Genomic DNA, 21,395 nt, shown 5'->3' on the forward strand with positions numbered 1-21,395 from the left:
TCCTGGAATTGCTCTGGCAGGCAAATCTGATATTCGCTCTGGCCAGGCCGATGCATTCTTCGACCGCGGGCCAGAGGACAATCATGACCAATCACCTGTTCGACGCGTTTCGGGCCAGCATGCCGGCGCCTGACCGCGTGCTGATGGAAACGGATGACGGGCGCTCGATCTCCTATGGCGAGATGCTGGCGAGGTCCGGGCAATATGCGCACGCGCTGACGCAAGCGGGCGTCCAGCCCGGCGATCGCGTCGCCGTGCAGGTGGAGAAGACGTCGGAGGCCTTGCTCCTCTATCTCGCCTGTCTGCGCGCCGGCGCCGTCTTCCTGCCGCTCAACACCGCCTATACGCTGCCCGAGCTCGACTATTTCTTTCGCGACGCGGAACCGCGGCTGGTCGTCTGCGATCCGGAAAAGGCACCCGCCATCGAACCGCTTGCCGCATCCGCGGGCGCCGCGACGCTGACGCTTGGCCGCGACGGGCGGGGTACGCTTGCGGATCGCGCCGCGCTGCAGCCGACGGATTTCGCCGATGTGGCGCGCGGCCCCGACGATCTTGCCGCCATCCTCTACACGTCAGGCACGACCGGCCGCTCCAAGGGCGCGATGCTCAGCCACGAGAACCTCGCTTCCAACGCGCGCGTGCTCACCGGGCACTGGCGCTTCGACGCCGACGACGTGCTGATCCACGTGCTGCCGATCTTCCACACGCACGGGCTGTTCGTCGCCACCAACGTCGTCCTGATGGCCGGCGCCAGAATGCTGTTCGAGCAGAAATTCGACCCCGGCCGCGTCATCTCGCTCCTGCCCCGCGCGACCGCGCTGATGGGCGTGCCGACCATCTATGTGCGGCTCCTGCAGCAGGATGGCCTGACGAAGGACGCGGCCAGCCACATGCGGCTGTTCATCTCCGGCTCGGCACCGCTGCTTGCCGAGACGCACAATGCCTGGCGCGAGCGCACCGGCCATGCCATCCTCGAACGCTACGGCATGACCGAGACCAACATGAACACGTCCAACCCCTATGGCGGCGAGCGGCGCGCCGGCACCGTTGGCTTTCCCCTGCCCGGTGTGTCGCTGCGCATCACCAATCCCGAAGACGGCAAGCCGCTGGCCCAGGGCGAGATCGGCATGATCGAGGTGAAAGGGCCGAACGTCTTTGTCGGCTATTGGCGTATGCCGGAGAAGACCAAAGCCGAGTTCCGCGACGACGGCTTCTTCATCACCGGCGATCTCGGGCTGATCGACGCCGACGGCTATGTCCATATCGTCGGTCGCGGCAAGGATCTGATCATCTCGGGCGGCTACAATGTCTATCCGAAGGAGATCGAGAGCGAGATCGACGCGCTTGCAGGCGTCAGCGAAAGCGCGGTGATCGGCGTCGCGCATCCCGATTTCGGCGAAGGCGTCACGGCGGTCGTGGTGCGCAAGCCCGGCTCGACGATCGACGCCGCCGATATTGCAAACGCCATCGCCGGGCGGCTGGCGAAATACAAGCATCCGAAGCAGGTGATCTTCGTCGACGAATTGCCGCGCAACACGATGGGCAAGGTGCAGAAGAACGTTTTGCGCGAGACGTATAAGCATATCTACGCGGCGAAATAGCGCCGGCTGACGACCCTACGCTCCGAATACCTTTCTGCCGCCGATCCAGACCTTCCTGACATTGAGATCCTCCGACAGCCCAACGATGTCGGCGGCGGTGCCGTTGGCGAAGCGGCCGAGCCGGTGCGCCTGGCCGATCGCCTCGGCGGGGTAGAGCGAGGCCATGCGGAGCGCTTCGTCGAGATCGAGCCCGACGACGCGGTGGACGAAGCGCACGGCGGAAATCATGTCGAGGTCGGCGCCGGCCAGCGTGCCGTCGGCAAGCCTGAGACTTCCGTCCTTGCGATAGATGGTGCGGCCGTTTAGCGTGAAGGAGGTCATGTCGGTGCCGATCGTCGCCATGGCGTCGGTGACCAAAAGGATCTTGCCCGGTCCCTTCTTGGCGTTGAGCGCGAGCGTCATGGTGCCCGGGTGGACGTGGATGCCGTCGGCGATGATGCCGGCGTAGAGACTTCCCGTGTCGACGGTCGCGCCGGCCAGCCCCGGCTCACGATTGCCGATCTGGCTCATGGCATTGAAAAGGTGCGTGACGACGGTGGCGCCGGCCCCGGCGAAGGCAACTGCCGTGGCATAGCCGGTGTCGGAATGGCCGAGGCTGACGACGAGGCCGGCCTTGGCCAGCGCCGTGACGCGGGCGAGTTCGACGGATTCCGGCGCGATCGTGGTAAGCAGGACGGGAAGCGCACTGCGCGCGGCGATCAACGCCGCCTGGTCGGCATCCGTCATCGGCCGGATGAGGGCCGGATCATGCGCGCCCTTGCGGGCGACGGAGAGATGCGGCCCTTCGAGATGCAGGCCGAGGAATCCCGGCACTTTCTTGGCGGCGGCCTCGGCGCCGGCGGCGACGGCCGCGGCGGTGATCGCCGGCGTGTCGGTGATCAGCGTCGGCAGCAGCGCCGTGGTGCCGAAGGGCGCATGCGCCTGGCAGATGGTCTCGATCGAGGCGACATCCGGGTGGTCGTTGAGCATGACGCCGCCGCCGCCATTGACCTGGATGTCGACGAAGCCGGGAACCAGCAGGCCGCCGCCGGTCTCGACCTTGGACACGCCGGACGGAATGGCGCCGGTGGGCAGAATGGCTTCGACAAGACCGTCCTTGACGAGGAGGGCGGCGTCTTCATGCCAGTCCGCGCCGTCGAAGATCCTGGCGCCAGTGAGGGCGAAACGGTCGCTCATACGGTTTCCGTCACCTTGCGCAAATTGCGCGGCGCATCCGGATCGAGGCCACGATGGCGGGCGAAGGCCTCGACGAAGCCATAGAAGGACACGATCAGCGGCAGCGGGTCGGTCAGCGGATGGCCGGTCGCGACATGCGGCAGCGGCCTGGCGCTCCCTGCCTTGTCGGAGGTGACGAAGGCGGCCGCGTCCTTGGCCGCCAGGCTGTCGGCGGCCTCGGCCACCGAAGGTTCCGAAGCGTCGCGGGCGGCGAGCGCCAGAACCGGGAAGCCCGGCCCGACCAGCGCCAGCGGCCCGTGCATGACTTCCGCCGCGCTGTAGGCCTCGGCATGCATCGCGCAGGTCTCCTTGAACTTCAGCGCCGCCTCGCTGGCAATGGCGAAGGACGGGCCACGGCCGAGGATGAACAGCGACTGCGGCGTCTCGAGCGCCGCCGCCAGCGCCATCCAGTCGCAGGCGATGGCCTTCGCGAAATGCTCGGGCAGGCGGGCGAGCGCGGCAAGCAGCGCCTCATCGCCGGTGCTGTGCGCCATCAGCGCCAGGGCGGCCACGGCCGAATTGACGAACGTCTTGGTGGCCGCGACGCTGCGCTCCGGCCCGGCGAGAATGTCGATGGCGTAGTCCGAGGCGCGCGCCAGCGGCGAGTCGGCCGTGTTGGTGATGGCGACGGTCAGCGCGCCGCCCGCCCTCGCCGTTTCGGCCATGGCGACGATGTCGGGGCTCTTGCCCGACTGCGAGATCGCCAGGCAGGCCGAGCCGCGCAGTCTCAGCGTCGCGCCATAGATGGAAGCGATCGACGGGCCGACGGAAGCGACGGCGAGGCCGGCGGTCAGTTCGACCGCATATTTCGTGAAGGTGGCGGCATGGTCGGACGAGCCGCGCGCCACGGTGACGACGAAATGCGGATCGCGCTCGCGAAGGCCGCGGCCGGCTTCAGCAAGCGCGTTGGCGGAGCCGTCGAGCAGGCGGGCGGTGGCCTCAGGGATCTCGTCGATTTCGCGCCGCATATGGGTGGTGGTTGCGCTCATGGCCGGATCTCCTCTCCCGGCCCGGTCAGCCGGAGTTCCGCGACGAAATCATAGGCGTCGCCCCTGTAGATCGAACGGGTGAACTCGATCACCTTGCCGCTCGCCAGATAGGAAATGCGCTCGATGTGCAGTCCGGCAACCCCCGGCGGCACTTCCAGCAGGCGCGCGTCGGCGTCGCCGAGATTGGCGGCAGAGATGCGCTGCACCGCCCGCACCGGACGGTTGCCGGTCAGTTCCAGCGCGGCGTAGAGCGAGGAGCCTATCGCCTCGGGGTCGGGCAGCACGCTCGCCGAGATCGCGGCGCGCTCGATCGCCAGCGGCGTGTCGTTGGCGATGCGCAGGCGCGCCACGCGCGCCACCAGCTCGCTCGACGACAGGCCGAGCACCATCATCTCGTCCGGCGAGGGCGCATAGAGGCCGCGGTCGAGCCAGGCCGAGCGCACGACCATGCCGCGGCGCGCCATGTCCTCGGTGAAGGAGGTTAGCCTCGACAGCGATTGCTCGACGCGCTCCATGCGCGGCGCGACGAAGGTGCCGGAGCCGTGGCGCTGGACGAGGATGCCGCCTTTGACCAGGTCCTGCACCGCCTTGCGCACCGTGACGCGCGAGATGTCGGCCTTGCTGGCGATGTCGCGCTCGGAGGGCAGCGCGTCGCCCGGACCGATCAGGCCGCGATTGACCGCTTCCTCGATGCTTTTCCTCAGCTGCAGATAGAGCGGCGCGCCGCTCTGCGAGGATTCCTTCAGCATCGCGAAGATCTGGTCGGCGGCGCTCATCGCGACGCCTCCGGCAGCATGGCGAAGATCTGGTCGGCGGCGCTCATCGGGCCGTCCCCGACTTGCCGGCGAAGATGCGCACGGCCATCTGCACCGCGCCGCCGAGCGCGTCATCGAGCGGGGCTTTCAGCAGCGCCTGATAGCGCGCCGACAGGCGCGGCGCATAGAGCGGCGCCAGGCCGCCGAGCAGGCAGAGCGGAGCACCGTCCGCAAGATCGAGCGCGCCGAGCGAGGCCTCGACATCGGCAACCGCCTTGTCGAGGATCCAGTTGGCGACAACGTCGCCCTTCTCGGCATGCTCGAAGACTTTTGGCGCGAAGCCTCCGAAGTCGCCCGGCTTGGCGTTGGTGGTGAACTCGACCACGTCCTCGGGATTGTTGCGGAAGACGGCGAGCATGGCGTCCGTCAGCGGCGAGCCGGGGCGGATGCCGTCATAGGCAAGCAGCGTCTGCTCGAGCAGATCGCGGCCGATGCGGGCGCCGCTGCCTTGGTCGCCGACCTGGAAACCCCAGCCGCCGATGGCGCGCGACTTGCCGTCCTTGCGCGCCATATAGGCGGTGCCGGTGCCGAGAATCGCCATGGCGCCGTCGCCAGAGCCGACCGCGCCTTCAAGCGCGATCTCGGCGTCGGTTTCGACGCGGCTCCTGCTGAAGGGCAGGATCGCTTCCAGCTGCTGCCTGTAGGTGCCGACGTTGGCGCCCGCAAGGCCGAGGATGGCGGGCGTCTCAGGGATCAGCTCAGGGTCCTGGCCGGCGGCCAGGAATGCCTGCCTTGCCGCCTCGACGATGTTGGCGCGCGCGCCGGTGAGATCGGTGCGGATATTGGCCGCGCCGCTTTTGGCGCGACCGACGACGGCGCCGTCGACGGTCGCAAGGGCCGCCCTGCAGCTGGTGCCGCCGCCATCGATGCCAAGCACGAATTTCACGCGATTTTCTCCTCGCCGAGGATAATACCAATAAAATACCAATAGCCAAGCGTTAATTTCGGTTCGAAAAAGATTAACGCATATTTTATTGAAAAATCAGCGGAATTTGCCGGCAAGGCATTTTGAAGGCACGAAAAGTGTTAATGGATGTGGACAAGTGGTATTTTTTTGGTATTGTTCCCTCAGTTTGGAGGACGTTGGATGGTCGAGACGCGCACGGAAGCGCTTCATCAAAACGCCGAGGGGCTGGATGTCCAGACCCCGGAAGCCATCCTGGCGTTCCTGGCCAATGCCCAGATCGAGGCCGCCAAGGCCGTGCATGGCGCCATTCCGACGATCGCCGCGGCAGCCGAACTTATCGCAAGACAATTGAAGAGCGGCGGCAGGCTCGCCTATGCGGCGGCCGGCAGCTCCGGCCTGATGGCTGTTGCCGACGCGCTGGAACTTCCCGGCACGTTCGGCATCGCGCGTGACCGCATCGCCATCCTGATCGCCGGCGGCGACGAGGCCTTCCGCACGCTTGCCGGCGGACCGGAAGACGACACCGAGGAAGCCGCGGCAGCGGTCGCAAAGGCCGATATCGGCAAGGGCGACTGCCTGATCGCGATCTCGGCCAGCGGTTCGACGCCTTATGCCGTCCAGGCGATCGGCGATGCGCGACGCAGGGGCGCCGCGACGATCGCGATCGCCAACAACAGGGGCGCGCCGCTGTTCGGCGAGGCCGATGTCGCCATCCTGCTCGAAACGCCGCCGGAACTGATCGCCGGCTCGACCCGCATGGGCGCCGGCACCGCGCAGAAGATCGCGCTCAACATGCTGTCGACGCTTGCCGCTGTCCATCTCGGCCATGTGCATGACGGCTACATGGTCAACCTCACCGCCGACAACATCAAGCTGCGCGACCGCGCGGTGCGCATGGTAGCCGCCATCACCGGCCGCGGCCGCGACGAGGCGGCGCGCCTGCTCGAAGAGAGCGGCGGTGTGGTCAAGACTGCCATTCTGCTCGCCGCCGGCGCCGCCAACGCCGACGCGGCCGAGAAGATACTGGAAGGAACCGGCCAGAAGCTCAGGCCGGCGCTTTCCGCGATCGAGGGGAGCAAGGGGCGCTAGCCTCTGTTCTCATCAGAACCGAACCTGAAAAAGGTCAACAGGGAGACTGAACATGACGACCAAACTACTGACGGCCCTTCTGCTCGGCACGAGCATCCTCGGCACCACCGGGATGGCGCTGGCCGAGGACGTGACGCTCAACATCGAAAGCTGGCGCGGCGACGACCTGACCATCTGGAAGGACAAGCTGATCCCGGCCTTCGAGGCCAAGAACCCCGGCATCAAGGTGGTGTTCGCGCCCTCGGCGCCGACCGAGTACGACGCAGCCCTCGGCGCCAAGCTCACCGCCGGCTCGGCGGGCGACCTGATCACCTGCCGGCCGTTCGACAAGTCGCTGGAGCTGTTCAAGAAGGGCAACCTCACCGACCTCTCGTCGCTGCCCGGCATGGACAACTTCTCGGCCGTCGCCAAGGCCGCCTGGCAGACCGATGACGGCAAGTCGAGCTTCTGCGTGCCGATGGCCTCGGTCATCCACGGCTTCATCTACAACAAGGACGCCTTCGACAAGCTCGGCCTCAAGGTGCCGACCACGAATGAAGAGTTCTACGCCGTGCTCGACAAGATCAAGGCGGACGGCACCTACATCCCGATGGCGATGGGCACCAAGGACCTCTGGGAAGCCGCGACCATGGGCTACCAGAACATCGGCCCGAACTACTGGAAGGGCGAGGACGGCCGCCAGGCGTTGATCAAGGGCGAGCAGAAGCTGACCGACGCCGACTGGGTCGAGCCCTACAAGGAACTGGCCAAGTGGAAGCCCTATCTCGGCGACGGCTTCGAGGCGCAGACCTATCCGGACAGCCAGAACCTGTTCACGCTCGGCCGCGCCGCCATCTATCCGGCCGGCTCGTGGGAGATCGGCCTGTTCAACACCCAGGCGCAGTTCAAGATGGGCGCCTTCCCGCCGCCGGTGCAGAAGGCCGGCGACACCTGCTACATTTCCGACCATACCGACATCGGCATGGGCCTGAATGCGGCATCGAAGCATCCGGAAGAGGCCAAGAAGTTCCTGGAATGGGTCGCCTCGCCGGACTTCGCCACCATCTACGCCAACGCGCTGCCCGGCTTCTTCAGCCTGAACAGCACGCCGGTGAAGATGGAAGACCCGCTGGCGCAGGAATTCGTCTCCTGGCGCGGCAAGTGCAAGTCGACGATCCGCTCGACCTATCAGATCCTGTCGCGCGGCACGCCGAACCTCGAGAACGAGACCTGGGTTGAATCGGCCAACGTGATCAACGGCACCGATACGCCGGAAGCCGCGGCCAAGAAGCTGCAGGACGGCCTCGACAGCTGGTACAAGCCGGCGAAGTAAAAGCTCAGGCAACGGCCGGCCGGGAACATGCCCGGCCGGCATTCGAACAGTTCTCAGATAGCGATTGTCGGCGCCGCCTCTCGGTCCTACCCTCATCTTGCGGGGAAAACGAAGCCGTACGGTTGCTGGCCTTGTCCTCCCTGATGGTGGGGACATTCAGACCGTGCATCGAGGCATCAGCTAAGCATCATCGACCTGGAACCGAGAGACGGCAGGGACCGAACTCATGGCCGCACAAACACGACCCAAGAAACCGATCCGCTGGCATATCGGCGTCTTCCTGGCGCCGGCGGTGCTCGTCTACACGGCGGTCATGATCCTGCCGCTGTTCGGCACTTTGCAGCTCTCCTTGTTCCGCAACATCGAGCAGTCCCAGGTCTTCGTCGGGCTGGGCAATTTCCGCACGCTGTTCGGCGACCCCAACTGGTCGGTCAACTTCTGGAACGCGCTCCGGAACAATGTCTGGTTCTTCATCATCCACATGCTGGTGCAGAACCCGATCGGCATCCTGCTCGCAGCGCTTCTGTCCAGCCCGCGGCTGCGCTTCGCCGCCTTCTACCGTACGGCGATCTTCGTGCCGACGATCCTGTCCTTCGTCATCGTCGGCTTCGCCTGGAAGCTGATCCTGTCGCCGATCTGGGGCGTGGCGCCGCACCTGCTTGACTTCGTCGGGCTGAAGAGCCTGTTCACGCCGTGGCTCGGCAAGGAGCAGTATGCGCTGACCGCGCTCAGCCTGGTCTCGGTCTGGCAGTTCGTCGGAATTCCGATGATGCTGATCTATGCCGCGCTGCTGTCGATCCCCGACGAGGTGATCGAGGCCGCCGAGTGCGACGGCGTCACCGGCATGGCGCAGTTCTGGAAGATCAAGCTGCCGCTGATCCTGCCTTCGATCGGCATCATCTCGATCCTGACCTTCGTCGGCAATTTCAATGCCTTCGACCTGATCTACACCGCGCAAGGGGCGCTGGCCGGGCCGAACTATTCGACCGACATCCTCGGCACCTTCCTCTACCGCGCCTTCTTCGGCTTTCAGCTGCAGGTCGGCGACCCCAACATGGGCGCGGCGATCGCCACGATGATGTTCCTGATCATCCTGGCCGGCGTCTGCGTCTACCTCTTCCTCGTCCAGACGCGCCTGCGTCGCTACCAGTTCTGAGGCGCGCCATGAGCACAGCCACCCATTCGCTTCCCCGCACCATCGGCGCACACGCGGTCCTTTTGACCTACACCGTGATCGCGCTGTTCCCGGTGATCCTGGTGATCATGAACTCGTTCAAGTCGCGCGCGGGCATTTTCGGCGCGCCTCTGACGCCGCCGACGCCGAAGACCTTCGACGTGATCGGCTACACGACCGTGTTCGGCCAGGGCGACTTCCTGCACTATTTCCAGAACAGCCTCGTCGTCACCGTCGCTTCGCTATTCTTCGTGCTGCTGTTCGGCGCGATGGCGGCATTCGCGCTGTCGGAATACCGCTTCCGCGGCAACACGCTGATGGGGCTTTATCTGGCGCTCGGCATCATGATCCCGATCCGCCTCGGCACGGTCGCCATCCTGCAGCTGATGGTGGCGACAGGACTGGTCAACACGCTGACGGCGCTGATCCTGGTCTATACCGCGCAAGGCCTGCCTTTAGCGATCTTCATCCTGTCGGAATTCATGAAGCAGGTGTCCGACGATTTGAAGAACGCCGGCCGCATCGATGGGCTGTCGGAATACACAATCTTCTTCCGGCTGGTGCTGCCGCTGGTGCGGCCATCGATGGCGACGGTCGCTGTCTTCACCATGATCCCGATCTGGAACGATCTCTGGTTCCCGCTGATCCTTGCGCCGTCGGAAGAAACCAAGACGGTGACGCTCGGCGCGCAGCTCTTCCTCGGCCAGTTCGTCACCAACTGGAACGCGATCCTGGCCGCGCTGTCGCTGGCGATCCTGCCGGTGCTTATCCTCTACGTCATCTTCTCGCGGCAGCTGATCCGCGGCATCACCTCGGGAGCCGTCAAGTGAGTTCAGAAAGACCCCTACGCGTCGTCGTTGCCGGCCTCGGCAATATGGGCCGCAGCCATGCGCTGGCCTACCACACCAATCCGGGCTTCGAGATCGCCGCGCTCGTCAACCGCTCCGACGTGCCGCTGCCGGACGGGCTTGCCGGCTACGGCATCAGGCGCTCCTTCGAGGACGCGCTGCGCGACGAGAAGCCGGATGTCGCCGCGATCGCCACCTATTCCGACAGCCATGCCGACTACGCGGTCAGGGCATTCGAGGCGGGCTGCCATGTCTTCGTCGAGAAGCCGCTGGCAACGACGGTTGCCGATGCGCAACGCGTCGTCGACGCGGCCAAGGCCAACGGCAAAAAGCTGGTGATCGGCTATATTCTTCGCCACCATCCGTCCTGGGTGCGGTTGATCGCCGAGGCGCGCAAGCTCGGCGGTCCCTACGTCTTCCGCATGAACCTCAACCAGCAGTCCTCAGGCCATACCTGGGGGACGCATAAGCAGCTGATGCAGACGACCTCGCCGATCGTCGACTGCGGCGTGCACTACCTCGACGTGATGCTGCAGATCACCGACGCCAGACCCGTCGAGGTGCGCGGCATGGGCGTGCGGCTCTCCGACGAGGTGGCGCCGTCGATGTACAATTACGGCCATCTCCAGGTGCTGTTCGAGGACGGTTCGGTCGGCTGGTACGAAGCCGGCTGGGGTCCGATGATCTCGGAGACCGCCTTCTTCGTGAAGGACGTGATGTCTCCAAACGGCTGCGTGTCGATCGTGATGAAGGAGGGCGTGAAGTCCGACGACATCGACACCCACACCAAGACCTCGACCATCCGCCTGCACAGTGCCGCGACCGGTCCGGACGGCACGTTCGCCAAGGAGGACGAGCTGCTGTCGATGGAGGGCGAGCCCGGACACCAGGAGCTCTGCGACCGCGAACAGGCCTTCCTGCTCAGGGCCATCCGAGAGGACATCGACCTCACCCGCCACATGGACGACGCGGTGAAGTCGCTCGCCGTCTGCCTCGCAGCGGACGAGAGCGTGCGCACCGGCGCCCCAATCAAACTCTAGAACAAGGACGAAGCCGTGGGCTCGCTGAACATCGAGAATGTGAAGAAGGCTTTCGGGCCGGTCGAGGTGCTGAAGGGCATCGACCTCGAGGTCAATGACGGCGAGTTCGTCGTCTTCGTCGGACCCTCCGGCTGCGGGAAGTCGACGCTGCTGCGCGTCATAGCCGGGCTGGAGGATTCGACCTCCGGCCGTGTGCTGATCGACGGCGACGACGTCTCCGTGACGCCGCCGGCCAAACGCGGCATCGCCATGGTGTTCCAGACCTACGCGCTCTATCCGCATCTGACGGTGAGGAACAATATGGGCCTCGGCCTGAAGCAGGCCGGCACGCCTTCGGCCGAGATCGACCGCCGCATCAAGATCGCTTCCACCATGCTGTCGCTGGAGCCCTATCTCGAGCGGCGCCCGGCGGAGCTTTCTGGCGGCCAGCGCCAGCGCGTCGCCATCGGCCGCGCCGTGGTGCGCGAGCCGAAACTGTTCCTGTTCGACGAGCCGCTGTCGAACCTCGATGCGGCGCTGCGCGTCAACACCCGTCTGGAGATCGCGCAGCTGCACCGGCGGCTGAAGGCGACGATGATCTACGTCACCCACGACCAGGTCGAGGCGATGACGCTGGCCGACAAGATCGTGGTGCTCAACGCCGGCCGGATCGAGCAGATCGGCAGCCCGATGGAGCTCTACAATTCGCCGGCCAATGATTTCGTCGCCGGGTTCATCGGCTCACCGAAGATGAATTTCATCGACGGGGCCAAGCTGGGCGAGACGGCGAAGACCGTCGGCGTCAGGCCGGAGCATCTGACGGTCGACGGCAATTCCGGGGCCTGGAAAGGCACGGTGGTGCATGCCGAGCACCTCGGCGCCGACACCAACCTCTATCTCGACTGCGAGAAGGCGGGGTTGCTGACGGTGCGCATCTTCGGCGTCTACAATGCCGAGCCGGGCTCGACGCTCTATGCGACGCCCGATCCGGCGAAGACGTATCGGTTCGGAGCCGATGGAAGAGTGTTGAAGTAGGCGCCAGCCTCTCCTTCTCCCCCCTGTGGGAGGTGGATCGGCGCGCAGCGCCGAGACGGATGAGGGGTGCGCGACGGAGCGCGGCGTCAGGAAATCGAAGGGTGCTCAGCTCTCACATCTGCAAGGCTGAGATCCTTCCAACACCCCTCATCCGGCCGCTTCGCGGCCACCTTCTCCCACAAGAAGGGGAGAAGGCAAGGGCGGCCCTACTCGTCCGCCTTGAACGTCTGCTTCTGCTGGCCCATGCCTTCGATGCCGAGCTCGACGACGTCGCCGGGCTTCAGGAACACCGGCGGCTTCATGCCGAGCCCGACCCCGGGCGGCGTGCCGGTGGAAATGATGTCGCCGGGATGCAGCGACATGAACTGGCTGAGGTAGGAGACCAGATATTTGACCCCGTAGATCATGGTCCTGGTCGAGCCGTTCTGCATGGTCTTGCCGTTGACGGCCAGCCACATCTTGAGGTTCTGCGGGTCGGCGATCTCGTCCTTGGTGACCAGCCAGGGGCCGATCGGGCCGAAGGTGTCGCAGGACTTGCCCTTGGTCCACTGGCCCTGGCGCTCGGCCTGGAAGGCGCGCTCGGAGACGTCGTGCGCGACGCAATAGCCGGCAACATAATCCAGCGCGTCGTCTTCGCTGACATATTTCGCCGTCTTGCCGATGACGACGCCGAGCTCGACTTCCCAGTCGGTCTTGACCGAGCCGCGCGGGATGAGCACGTCGTCGTCCGGCCCGACGATGGCCGAACTCGCCTTCATGAAGATGATCGGCTCCGGCGGCACGGTGGCGCCGGTCTCCGCCGCGTGGTCGGAATAATTGAGGCCGATGCAGATGAACTTGCCGGTGCCGGCGACGCAGGCGCCCATGCGCGGGCTACCGGCGACCGCCGGCAGCGAGTTCGGATCGAGCTTCGACAGCATCGCCAGCGAAGCCGGATGGAGCGCGGTGCCGGCAATGTCGACGACATGGGCCGAAAGGTCGCGGATCGTGCCATCCTGATCGAGCAGCCCGGGACGCTCGCTCCCCACCTCGCCATAGCGCAGCAACTTCATCTTTGTTCTCCACCTTGCGGCCAAGGGCCGTTTTCTCAAACTCTACTCGCGAAACCGGGCGGACCGTAGTCGCCGTCCCGGTCGCCAGCAAGCGCGCGTCACACTCAAGTTGCGCCCGGAAGCAGGATTTTCAGACCCTGCGATCCCTCCGCCGACAAATGTCGGATAAGGCCGCTATCTTCCCTGTCCGTCCTTTTCCCAAGGCAACAGGTCAGATCGACCAGCCGCCGTCGATATTGTAGGCCTGCCCCGAGGTGTAGGTCGCGCCTGCCAGATAGACGGCGAGATCGGCAATCTCCTCAGGCGTGCCAAGCCGCCCCATCGGCTGGCGGGCGATGAATGCCGCGCGGGCCGCCTCGTAATCGCCCTGCGCGTGCATGCGGTCCTGCAGCGATGGGCTCTCGACCGTGCCGGGGCAGATGGCGTTGCAGCGGATGCCCTTGGCGACATAGTCGGCGGCGACCGCTTTGGTGAGGCCGACGACCGCCGCCTTGGTCAGGCCATAGACGAAGCGGTTCGGCACGCCCTTCTGCGAGCTCGCCAGCGAGGCCATGTTGATGATCGAGCCGTCGCCGCGCTCCAGCATGCCGGGCAGCACGGCGCGGATGGTGCGGATCATCGAGCGGACATTGAGGTTGAGCGCGAAATCGAGATCGGCATCGGTCATTTCGAGGATCGAGCCGGAATGGACGAAGCCGGCGCAGTTGAACAGCACATCGACCGGTCCGATCTCGGCGAAGGCGGCACTGACAGCCGCATCGTTCAGCACGTCGAGCTTGCGAGCCCTGATGCCGGCAGTCTTGGCAAACTCGGCCAATAGAGGCTCATTGATGTCGGTGGCGTGAACCGTGGCGCCGGCATTGGCAAAAGCCAGGGCGCTTGCCCGGCCGATGCCCTGCGCTGCCGCGGTGACGACCACCACCTTGCCTGCCAGATCCGCCATGCTTTCCTCCTCGCCTGCCTGGTGCGTCCGACTCTATCGATGGCCGGCTGCGGCGTCGTGTGCCAGCGGGCCGCATCGTGCGCCTATGCGCTGCCCTTCATAGATAAAGATGTTTTTTCTCGTTAAAGAACACACGCGCCAGCGTCAAGCCCGAACGCGATCTCGTCGCGGCGATGGCCGCAAGCCTGCGCGTTTGCAGCGACGGGCTTCAGTCGCCGTAAGGCACCCAGACGTTCTTGACCTCGACGGCGCGGCGCAGGAAGGCATCGCCTGCGGCTTCGCCCGAGGCCCAGTCGAGACTGCGGCCGTTGCCGGTCCAGACGCGCTTGAGGTTGCCGATGGAGTCGGCTTCCGCCTTGGCGCAGGTGTCGGCATCGGCAAACACCCAGAGCCCGTCGACGTCGTCATGCTTGGCCAGCACGCCGCAAAGCTCGGCGCTACGGCCGGTGACGATGTTGATGGCGCCGGCCGGAATGTCGGAATACTCGATCACCTGGTAGAGATCCGTAGCCAGCAGAGGGTGGCGCTCGGACGGGACGGCCACCACCGTGTTGCCCATGGCGAGCGCCGGCGCCACCAGCGAGATAAAACCGAGCAGCGGCTGGTTGTCCGGCGCGACGATGCCGACGACGCCCACCGGCTCGTGCAACGCAAGTGTCACGACGCGGGCCGGCGGCTGGTGGACACGGCCCTCGAACTTGTCGGTGAGGCCCGCATAGAGGAACAGTCGCTCGATCGACTGCTCGACCTCTTCCCGCGCGGCTTTGGGAGCGACGCCGGTGAGTTGGACGAGGCGCGCCGCGAACTCGTCGACGCGGCCCGAAAGGTTTTCCGCGAAATAGTAGAGCACCTGGCTGCGGTTGTAGGCGGTCGCCTCCGGCCAGGCCTTGCACGCGCGAGCAGCAGAAACCGCGTCGCGGATGTCCTTGCGGTTGCCGAGGCCAACCTCGCCGGCAAGCTTGCCCTTGGCGGTGGCGACGGCGAGCGAGTAGTTGCCGTCCGGCCGCACCTGCTTGCCGCCGACGAACAGCTTTGCCGTGCGGTCGACGGCCATGCCGTCGGCCTGCTCGACCGGTTGAGCTGAGCCCGCGGCAGCCGGCTTGATGGCGGGGCCGACGGGCAGTTTTGCCGTCAGATATTCGAACATGCCTTCCCGGCCGCCCTCGCGGCCGAAGCCGCTTTCGCGATAGCCGCCGAAGCCGCAGGCGGCGTCGAACATGTTGGTGCCGTTGACCCACACCACGCCGGCCTTCAATTGCGGCGCGACATGCAGGGCGAGATTGATATTCTCGCTCCACACCGAGGCGGCAAGGCCGTAGCGCGTGTTGTTGGCAAGCTCGATCGCTTCCTCGGTGTTGCGGAAGCTCATCGTCGCCAGCACCGGTCCGAACACCTCCTCCTGCGCCAGGATGTTAGCCGGCGAAACAGATGTCGCAAGCGTCGGCAGATGATAATAGCCGGTTGTCGGCAAGGCGGCATCCGGCTGCCAGCACACCGCGCCCTGTCTGGCGCCCTCGGCGATCAAGCCCCTGACGCGGTCGAGCTGGGTGCGGTCGACCAACGGGCCGATATCGGTGTTCTTGTCGAGCGGGCTGCCAACGCGCAGCCGGCTCATCCTGACCTTGACCTTGGCGATGAAGGCCTCGGCGACGCCTTCCTGCACCAGCAGCCGCGAGCCGGCGCAGCAGACCTGGCCCTGGTTGAACCAGATGCCGTCGACCAGACCTTCGACGGCGCTGTCGAGATCGGCATCCTCGAAAACGATGAAGGCCGACTTGCCGCCAAGCTCCAGCGAAAGCTTCTTGCCCGAGCCGGCGGTGGCCTTGCGGATGATCTTGCCTACTTCCGAAGAGCCGGTGAAGGCGATCTTCTGGACGCCTGGATGATTGACGATGGCCGCACCCGCCTCCGGTCCGCCCTGGACGATGTTGACGACGCCTTTCGGCACACCGGCGCGTTCGCAGATCTCGGCGAACAGTATGGCGGTGAGCGGCGTGAACTCGGCCGGCTTCAGCACCACGGTGCAGCCGGCGGCCAAAGCCGGCGCGATCTTCCAGGCCAGCATCAGCAGCGGGAAATTCCACGGGATGACCTGACCGACGACGCCGACCGGCTTGTGATCGGGAAAATCCTTCTCAAGCGTCCGCGCCCAGCCGGCGTGATGGATGGAATGGCGGATCGCCAGCGGCACGTCGATGTCGCGGCTCTCGCGGATCGGCTTGCCGTTGTCGATCGATTCCAGCACCGCGAACAGCCGCTGATGGCGCTGCATGGCGCGGCCGATGGCATAGAGCACCTTGGCGCGCTGATAGCCTGAGCTGGCGCTCCATTTCGGCAGAGCCTTGGCGGCCGCGGCGACCGCGGCGTCGATGTCGGCGGCGCTCGCGTCCGAGACCTTGGCAAGCAGCTTGCCGGAGGACGGCTCGGTTGTCTCAAAAGTCTTGCCGCCCGCCGCCGCTTTCCAGGCGCCGTCGATGAACAGCGCCTTGGAGAAGTCGCGCGCGGCGAGCCAGGCATCCGCCTCGTTGCGGGCTTCCGGCGCCGGGCCGTATTCCATGGCGTGGTAGCGGTCGAGGATGTTCATGAGACGGCGCTCCAGATAATTGTCTCGGGAGGCATTCCTTCGCGCCCCCCTCTGTCCTGCCGGACATCTCCCCCACAAGGGGGGAGATCAGCCTTCGCGCCTGTCGGCTGCCGTCCTACAACGTCGACGATTGGCGAAATCATCGATGACAGCCAATCTCCCCGCAAGTGGGGGAGATGTCCGGCAGGACAGAGGGGGGCGCGAAGGAACTCGGCGTTCAAGGGCTTGGCCCGCACTATGCCATCGCGTGGCGATGGTTGGCCGAATAGTGGCCGGTCAGGTGATGCTCCAACTGGCGTTCGATGTCGGTGAGCAGGCTGGACGCGCCGAAGCGAAACAGCTCCGGCTCCAGCCAAGGCCGGCCGAGCTCTTCCTTCATCAGCACCAGCCAGTCGAGCGAGACTTTGGCGGTGGAAATGCCGCCCGCCGGCTTGAAGCCGATGAGATAGCCGGTTTCCTCGAAATAGGCGCGGATGGCGCGCACCATCGCGAGGCCCACCGGGAGCGTGGCGTTGACGCTTTCCTTGCCGGTCGAGGTTTTTATGAAATCGGCGCCCGCCATCATCGCCACCATCGAGGCGAGCATCACATTGCGCAGCGTTGCAAGGTCGCCGGTGCCGAGGATGACTTTGAGATGCGCATCGCCGCAGGCGGCGCGCATGGCGACGATCTCGTTGAACAATTCGCGCCATTTGGCGCCGTAGACCAGGCCGCGCGGGATGACGACATCGATCTCGTCGGCGCCGTCGCGCACCGAGGCCTCGATCTCCTGCAGGCGGGTCGAGAGCGGCGCCAGCCCGTGCGGGAAGGCGGTGGAGACGGCTGCGACACGGATACCGGTGCCGCGCAGCGCGTCGACCGCGGTGGCGACGAAGGGATGGTAGACGCAGACCGCCGCCGGACGGATGGTTTCGCCTGATATGCCGAGCCCCTCGACGATATCCCGACGCAGTGGATTGATCGCCTTGGCGCAGAGCCGGCGCACGCGCTCGTCGGTGTCGTTGGAATTCAGCGTGGTGAGGTCCATGCAGGCAATGGCGCGCAGCAGCCATGCGGCCTGGTTGTCGGTCTTGATCGAGCGCCGCTTGGTGAGCGTGGCGACCCGGCGCTCCAGCGCCGATCGGTTGACGCTGCGCACCGATTCCAGGAAGCCTAGATCGAGCTTCATGCCGGGGTTGCGGGCGATGCCATGCTCCAGCGGCATCGGCGTGTTGGCGGCGGCGCGCGCCGGCAGCGGCATAACCTTGGACGCGCCGGCGCCTGCGCCGGCCTCGCGGATTGTGCTGCTCATCTCCTGCCCTTTCACTCAGCGACCTCAGCCGAAGATACCCCGCGAAATTGTCCTTCACGAGTCCTTCAGTGGGTCATAGCGGAAAAAGGCGGCGAAAGCAGTCAATTTTTGACCGCATGGTCAAAACATCATGCTGAGTGGGTGCTCGGCGTTGGAGATTGGCCGAAACGCCCATCACTTCGTCATACTCGGGCTTGACCCGAGTATCCATGCCGCGACCCTCGCCGTAGAGTGCAACGGTGCAGAATTCTGTAACCGCCACAACGCCTTAGCGTAACGGCATGGATTCTAGGGTCTGCGCGCGTCGCTCCGCTCCTTGCTCCGCCCTAGAATGACGAAGCGCGAATGTCGTCGCTAATCTCAGACGCCTCCAACAGAACTGGCCGGCCGCGACGCGCCTCAGTCGACGAAGGCGCGCTCGACGACGAAGCTGGCGGGATGGCTGAGCGAGCCCTCCTGGAAGCCGAGGCTCTCGGCGAGTTCCTTGACATCCTTCAGCATGTGCATCGAGCCGCAGATCATGATGCGGTCGGTCTCGGGATTGAGCTTGTCGATGCCGAGGTCGGAATAGAACTTGCCCGAGCCGATCAGCGCGGTGATGCGGCCCATGCGCGCCGATTCCTCGCGGGTCGTCGAATTGTAGAGCGTGACGCGGCCGCCGGTCAGCTCGCCGATCAGCGGATCGCTCTCGAGCGCCTCCACCAGTTCCTGGCCGTAGGTAAGCTCGGCATTGTCGCGGCAGGTGTGGGTGAGGATGACCTGGTCGAACTTCTCATAGGTGTCGGGATCGCGCAGCAGGCTGGCGAAGGGCGCGATGCCGGTGCCGGTCGAGATCATGAAGACGCGCTTGGCGGGCGTCAGCGCATCGAGCACCAGCGTGCCGGTCGACTTCTGGCGCATGATGACGGTGTCGCCGACCTCGATCTTCTGCAGCTCGGAGGTCAGCGGACCGTCCGGCACCTTGATCGAGAAAAATTCGAGCTCGTCGTCCCAGGCGGGGCTGGCGACCGAATAGGCGCGGAAGATCGGCTTCTCGGCATTAGGCAGACCGATCATGACGAACTCGCCGGAGCGGAAGCGCAGCGACTGCGGGCGGGTGATGCGGAACGAGAAAAGGCGGTCGGTGTAGTGCTTCACCGAGACCACGGTCTCGGCATAGACATTGGCCGGGATCGGGAACTGCAGCGGCTTGGCGCCGGCAACGTTCAACGCGGATGACGTGTTCATCAAACCCAACCTTCCGGCCCAGGCTCGCGGCGCTGGCGCCAAACCTTCTCCTGCGCGCCCAAACCGTCAGGTTCCGACGCGCTCTCCACACACTGCCAAGCGGTAAGCTCTTGTGTCCCGAATTTATTAGTATACAAATGATCTTCAGGTCAAGATGGCAGCGTAAAACGCCTTTCCAAACCAAGGCATATCCGTAGTCCTGGCATTTCGGGTTTCGGCAATGAATGAGAAATTTTCGGCGTCGGCGGGAAGCGTCGTTGCCGGCATCGATGTCGGGGGAACCTTCACCGATCTGCTCCTGATCGATGGCAAGGCAGGCGGCAAGGTGCATATCGCCAAGACGCCGACCACGATGGAAAATCAGGCCTTTGGCGTGGTCGCCGCGCTTGGCGCCACCGGCTTTCCGGTCGACGGCATCGACCTCATCGTGCACGGCACGACCACCACCACCAACGCCGTGCTGGAGCGCCGGCTGGCGCGAACCGGCATGATCACCACGCGCGGCTTTCGCGACGTGATCGAGCTCGGACGGCGCACAAGGCCGCAAGCCTATGGCATGACGGGCACTTTCGTACCAGTCATTCCGCGAGACCTCCGCCTTGAGGTTTCCGAGCGCGTGGAGGCCTCCGGCGCCGTTCGCGTGCCGCTCGACGAGACCGAGATGCGCGATGCGCTGAAGCGGCTGCTCGCGGCCGGCTGCGAATCGCTCGTCATCCATTTCCTGCATTCCTACGCCAACCCGGCGCATGAACGGCGCGCGGCCGAGATCGCGGCGGAGTTCTGGCCGAACGGCCACATCACCACCGGCCATGCGCTGCTTTCGGAAGCGCGCGAGTTCGAGCGCGGCGTGACGGCCGCGGTCAACGCCTCGGTGCAGCCGATTCTCGAGCGCTATGTCGAACGGCTGCGCAAGGAGCTCGCCGCAAAAGGCTATGCCCGCGACTTTCTGATCATGAACGGCAATGGCGGCATGATCTCGGCCCGCTTCGTCACGCTGGAATCGGCCAAAACCGTCATGTCGGGCCCGGCGTCGGGCGTGATCGCCGCCGCCTATACCGGAAAACGCGCCGGCTTCGGCAACCTCGTCACCTATGACATGGGCGGCACCTCGACCGACGTGGCGCTGATCCGCAACGCCGAGCCCGCCGTCTCGAACGAGATCGAGATCGAATATGCGATGCCCATCCATGTGCCGATGGTGGCGGTGCACACGGTCGGCGCCGGCGGCGGCTCGATCGCGCGCGTCGACGCGGCCGGGCTGATCCAGATCGGCCCGGAAAGCGCCGGCGCCAATCCCGGTCCGATCTGCTACGGGCGCGGTGGCACGGAGCCGACCATCACCGATGCCAATCTGGTGCTCGGCCGGCTGGCGCCGAAGAAGCTGCTCGCGGTCGACAATCCGGTCACCGTCGAGCGCGTGACGGCAATCTTCGAGGACAGTATCGGCAAGCACACCGGCCTCTCCGGCGTCGAGGCGGCCGGCGCGGTGCTGAGACTCGGCAACATGAAGATGGCGGGCGCCATCCGCATGGTTTCCGTCTCGCGCGGCCACGATCCGCGCGATTTTGCGCTGTTCGCCTTCGGCGGCGCCGGACCGCTGCATGCGACGGCGCTCGCCCGCGAGCTCGGCCTGCCGAAAGTGCTGGTGCCGGCGCGCCCCGGCATCACCAACGCGCTCGGCTGCGTGGTCGCGGATATGCGGCATGACTTTGTCAACACAATCAACATGCCGGTGGGCGGGCTCGACGAAGCTGCGCTTCGCGAGGTGTTGGAACGGCACCGTAACGAAGGCGAGGCGCTGATCGCCAAGGAAGCGGTGAAGCCGGACGCGATCCGCGTCACGCATTCCGCCGACATGCAGTTCGTCGGCCAGACGCATATCATCAACGTGCCACTGCCTTCGTCGTCGGTTTCACGAGAAACGCTGCAGCAGCTGTTCGAAAAGGCCTATTTCGCGCGCTTCAAGGTTGAACTGCCGGAGATCCGCGCCAACCTCGTCAACCTCAACACATCGGTGACCGGGGTGCGGCCGCAGATCGACCTGTCGAAGCTGATCGACCCGGCGGGACGCGCGGCGACGCTTGAGGAGGCGCGGCGCGAGATCCGGCCGGTCTGGTATCACGGCGCCTGGCACGACACGCCGGTCTACGCCCGCGAAAAGCTGCCGCTCGACGCGATCATCAAGGGGCCGGCGATCCTGGAGCAAATGGATGCCACGACAGTGCTCGAACCCGGCGATCGGGCACTCTCCGATGCCGACGGCAACATCATCATCGACATCGGCGAGGCCTGAG

17 protein-coding genes are annotated in these 21,395 nt (G+C 65.5%); 8 read left to right on the forward strand and 9 right to left on the reverse strand.

Going from position 1 to position 21,395, the window contains the following annotated elements:
* The first annotated feature begins 83 nt into the window (after window positions 1-83).
* Window positions 84-1,601 carry a malonyl-CoA synthase gene (locus EN874_RS10615; protein ID WP_127424736.1) on the forward strand — a complete coding sequence of 506 codons (1,518 nt, stop codon included), beginning with the start codon at window positions 84-86 and terminating at the stop codon, window positions 1,599-1,601.
* Window positions 1,602-1,616: 15 nt separating this feature from the next.
* Here EN874_RS10615 and nagA read toward each other — a convergent pair whose 3' ends face one another.
* From nagA to EN874_RS10635, 4 genes are read right to left on the reverse strand one after another with little or no spacing between them, the layout of a single operon-like run.
* Entirely contained in the window at window positions 1,617-2,777 is a 1,161-nt protein-coding gene (gene nagA, locus EN874_RS10620; RefSeq protein ID WP_127424737.1) for an N-acetylglucosamine-6-phosphate deacetylase, read from the reverse strand.
* Window positions 2,774-3,805, reverse strand: a complete 1,032-nt coding sequence (locus EN874_RS10625) for an SIS domain-containing protein (protein ID WP_127424738.1) — start codon at window positions 3,803-3,805, stop codon at window positions 2,774-2,776. Before EN874_RS10625 ends, nagA begins: the two co-directional genes overlap by 4 nt.
* Window positions 3,802-4,581: a GntR family transcriptional regulator gene (locus tag EN874_RS10630; RefSeq protein ID WP_127424739.1), complete on the reverse strand. Its 780-nt coding sequence runs from the start codon at window positions 4,579-4,581 to the stop codon at window positions 3,802-3,804. Before EN874_RS10630 ends, EN874_RS10625 begins: the two co-directional genes overlap by 4 nt.
* Window positions 4,582-4,624: 43 nt before the next feature.
* Complete coding sequence (locus tag EN874_RS10635; protein WP_127424740.1) at window positions 4,625-5,506, reverse strand: N-acetylglucosamine kinase; 882 nt, start codon at window positions 5,504-5,506, stop codon at window positions 4,625-4,627.
* Window positions 5,507-5,707: 201 nt separating this feature from the next.
* Between EN874_RS10635 and EN874_RS10640 the strand changes: the two genes are divergently transcribed.
* The 6 genes from EN874_RS10640 (at window position 5,708) to EN874_RS10665 (ending at window position 12,004) form a co-directional block, all read left to right on the forward strand.
* Window positions 5,708-6,616, forward strand: a complete 909-nt coding sequence (locus EN874_RS10640; RefSeq protein WP_127424741.1) for an N-acetylmuramic acid 6-phosphate etherase — start codon at window positions 5,708-5,710, stop codon at window positions 6,614-6,616.
* 52 nt (window positions 6,617-6,668) lie between these two features.
* A complete protein-coding gene (locus EN874_RS10645) occupies window positions 6,669-7,928 on the forward strand; it encodes an ABC transporter substrate-binding protein (protein ID WP_126086395.1) in 1,260 nt (419 codons plus the stop codon).
* A gap of 226 nt (window positions 7,929-8,154) precedes the next feature.
* On the forward strand, window positions 8,155-9,084 hold the full coding sequence (locus EN874_RS10650) for a sugar ABC transporter permease (RefSeq protein WP_126086396.1): 930 nt from the start codon (window positions 8,155-8,157) through the stop codon (window positions 9,082-9,084).
* 8 nt (window positions 9,085-9,092) lie between these two features.
* Window positions 9,093-9,932, forward strand: coding sequence for a carbohydrate ABC transporter permease (locus EN874_RS10655; protein WP_127424742.1), 840 nt, complete (start codon window positions 9,093-9,095; stop codon window positions 9,930-9,932).
* Window positions 9,929-10,990 carry a Gfo/Idh/MocA family oxidoreductase gene (locus EN874_RS10660; RefSeq protein ID WP_127424743.1) on the forward strand — a complete coding sequence of 354 codons (1,062 nt, stop codon included), beginning with the start codon at window positions 9,929-9,931 and terminating at the stop codon, window positions 10,988-10,990. The genes EN874_RS10655 and EN874_RS10660 overlap by 4 nt, the downstream gene beginning before the upstream one ends.
* Before the next feature lie 15 nt (window positions 10,991-11,005).
* Window positions 11,006-12,004 carry an ABC transporter ATP-binding protein gene (locus EN874_RS10665; RefSeq protein WP_127424744.1) on the forward strand — a complete coding sequence of 333 codons (999 nt, stop codon included), beginning with the start codon at window positions 11,006-11,008 and terminating at the stop codon, window positions 12,002-12,004.
* Between the two features lie 206 nt (window positions 12,005-12,210).
* On the opposite strand, the gene EN874_RS10670 is transcribed toward EN874_RS10665, so the two are convergent.
* The 5 genes from EN874_RS10670 to EN874_RS10695 form a co-directional block, all read right to left on the reverse strand.
* Window positions 12,211-13,056, reverse strand: a complete 846-nt coding sequence (locus EN874_RS10670; RefSeq protein ID WP_127424745.1) for a fumarylacetoacetate hydrolase family protein — start codon at window positions 13,054-13,056, stop codon at window positions 12,211-12,213.
* Window positions 13,057-13,267: 211 nt separating this feature from the next.
* Window positions 13,268-13,999: an SDR family oxidoreductase gene (locus tag EN874_RS10675; protein WP_127424746.1), complete on the reverse strand. Its 732-nt coding sequence runs from the start codon at window positions 13,997-13,999 to the stop codon at window positions 13,268-13,270.
* 208 nt (window positions 14,000-14,207) lie between these two features.
* Window positions 14,208-16,583: an aldehyde dehydrogenase family protein gene (locus EN874_RS10680; RefSeq protein WP_127424747.1), complete on the reverse strand. Its 2,376-nt coding sequence runs from the start codon at window positions 16,581-16,583 to the stop codon at window positions 14,208-14,210.
* Between the two features lie 235 nt (window positions 16,584-16,818).
* On the reverse strand, window positions 16,819-17,874 hold the full coding sequence (gene deoC, locus EN874_RS10690; protein ID WP_127424748.1) for a deoxyribose-phosphate aldolase: 1,056 nt from the start codon (window positions 17,872-17,874) through the stop codon (window positions 16,819-16,821).
* A 399-nt stretch (window positions 17,875-18,273) separates the two neighbouring features.
* Window positions 18,274-19,101: a ferredoxin--NADP reductase gene (locus tag EN874_RS10695; protein WP_127424749.1), complete on the reverse strand. Its 828-nt coding sequence runs from the start codon at window positions 19,099-19,101 to the stop codon at window positions 18,274-18,276.
* A gap of 220 nt (window positions 19,102-19,321) precedes the next feature.
* On the opposite strand from EN874_RS10695, the gene EN874_RS10700 reads away from it, so the two are divergent.
* Window positions 19,322-21,394, forward strand: a complete 2,073-nt coding sequence (locus EN874_RS10700; RefSeq protein ID WP_127424750.1) for a hydantoinase/oxoprolinase family protein — start codon at window positions 19,322-19,324, stop codon at window positions 21,392-21,394.
* The last annotated feature ends 1 nt before the right edge of the window (window position 21,395 follow it).

The sequence above is a fragment of the Mesorhizobium sp. M1D.F.Ca.ET.231.01.1.1 genome (assembly GCF_003999155.2).
In the GTDB taxonomy this organism is placed as follows: domain Bacteria; phylum Pseudomonadota; class Alphaproteobacteria; order Rhizobiales; family Rhizobiaceae; genus Mesorhizobium.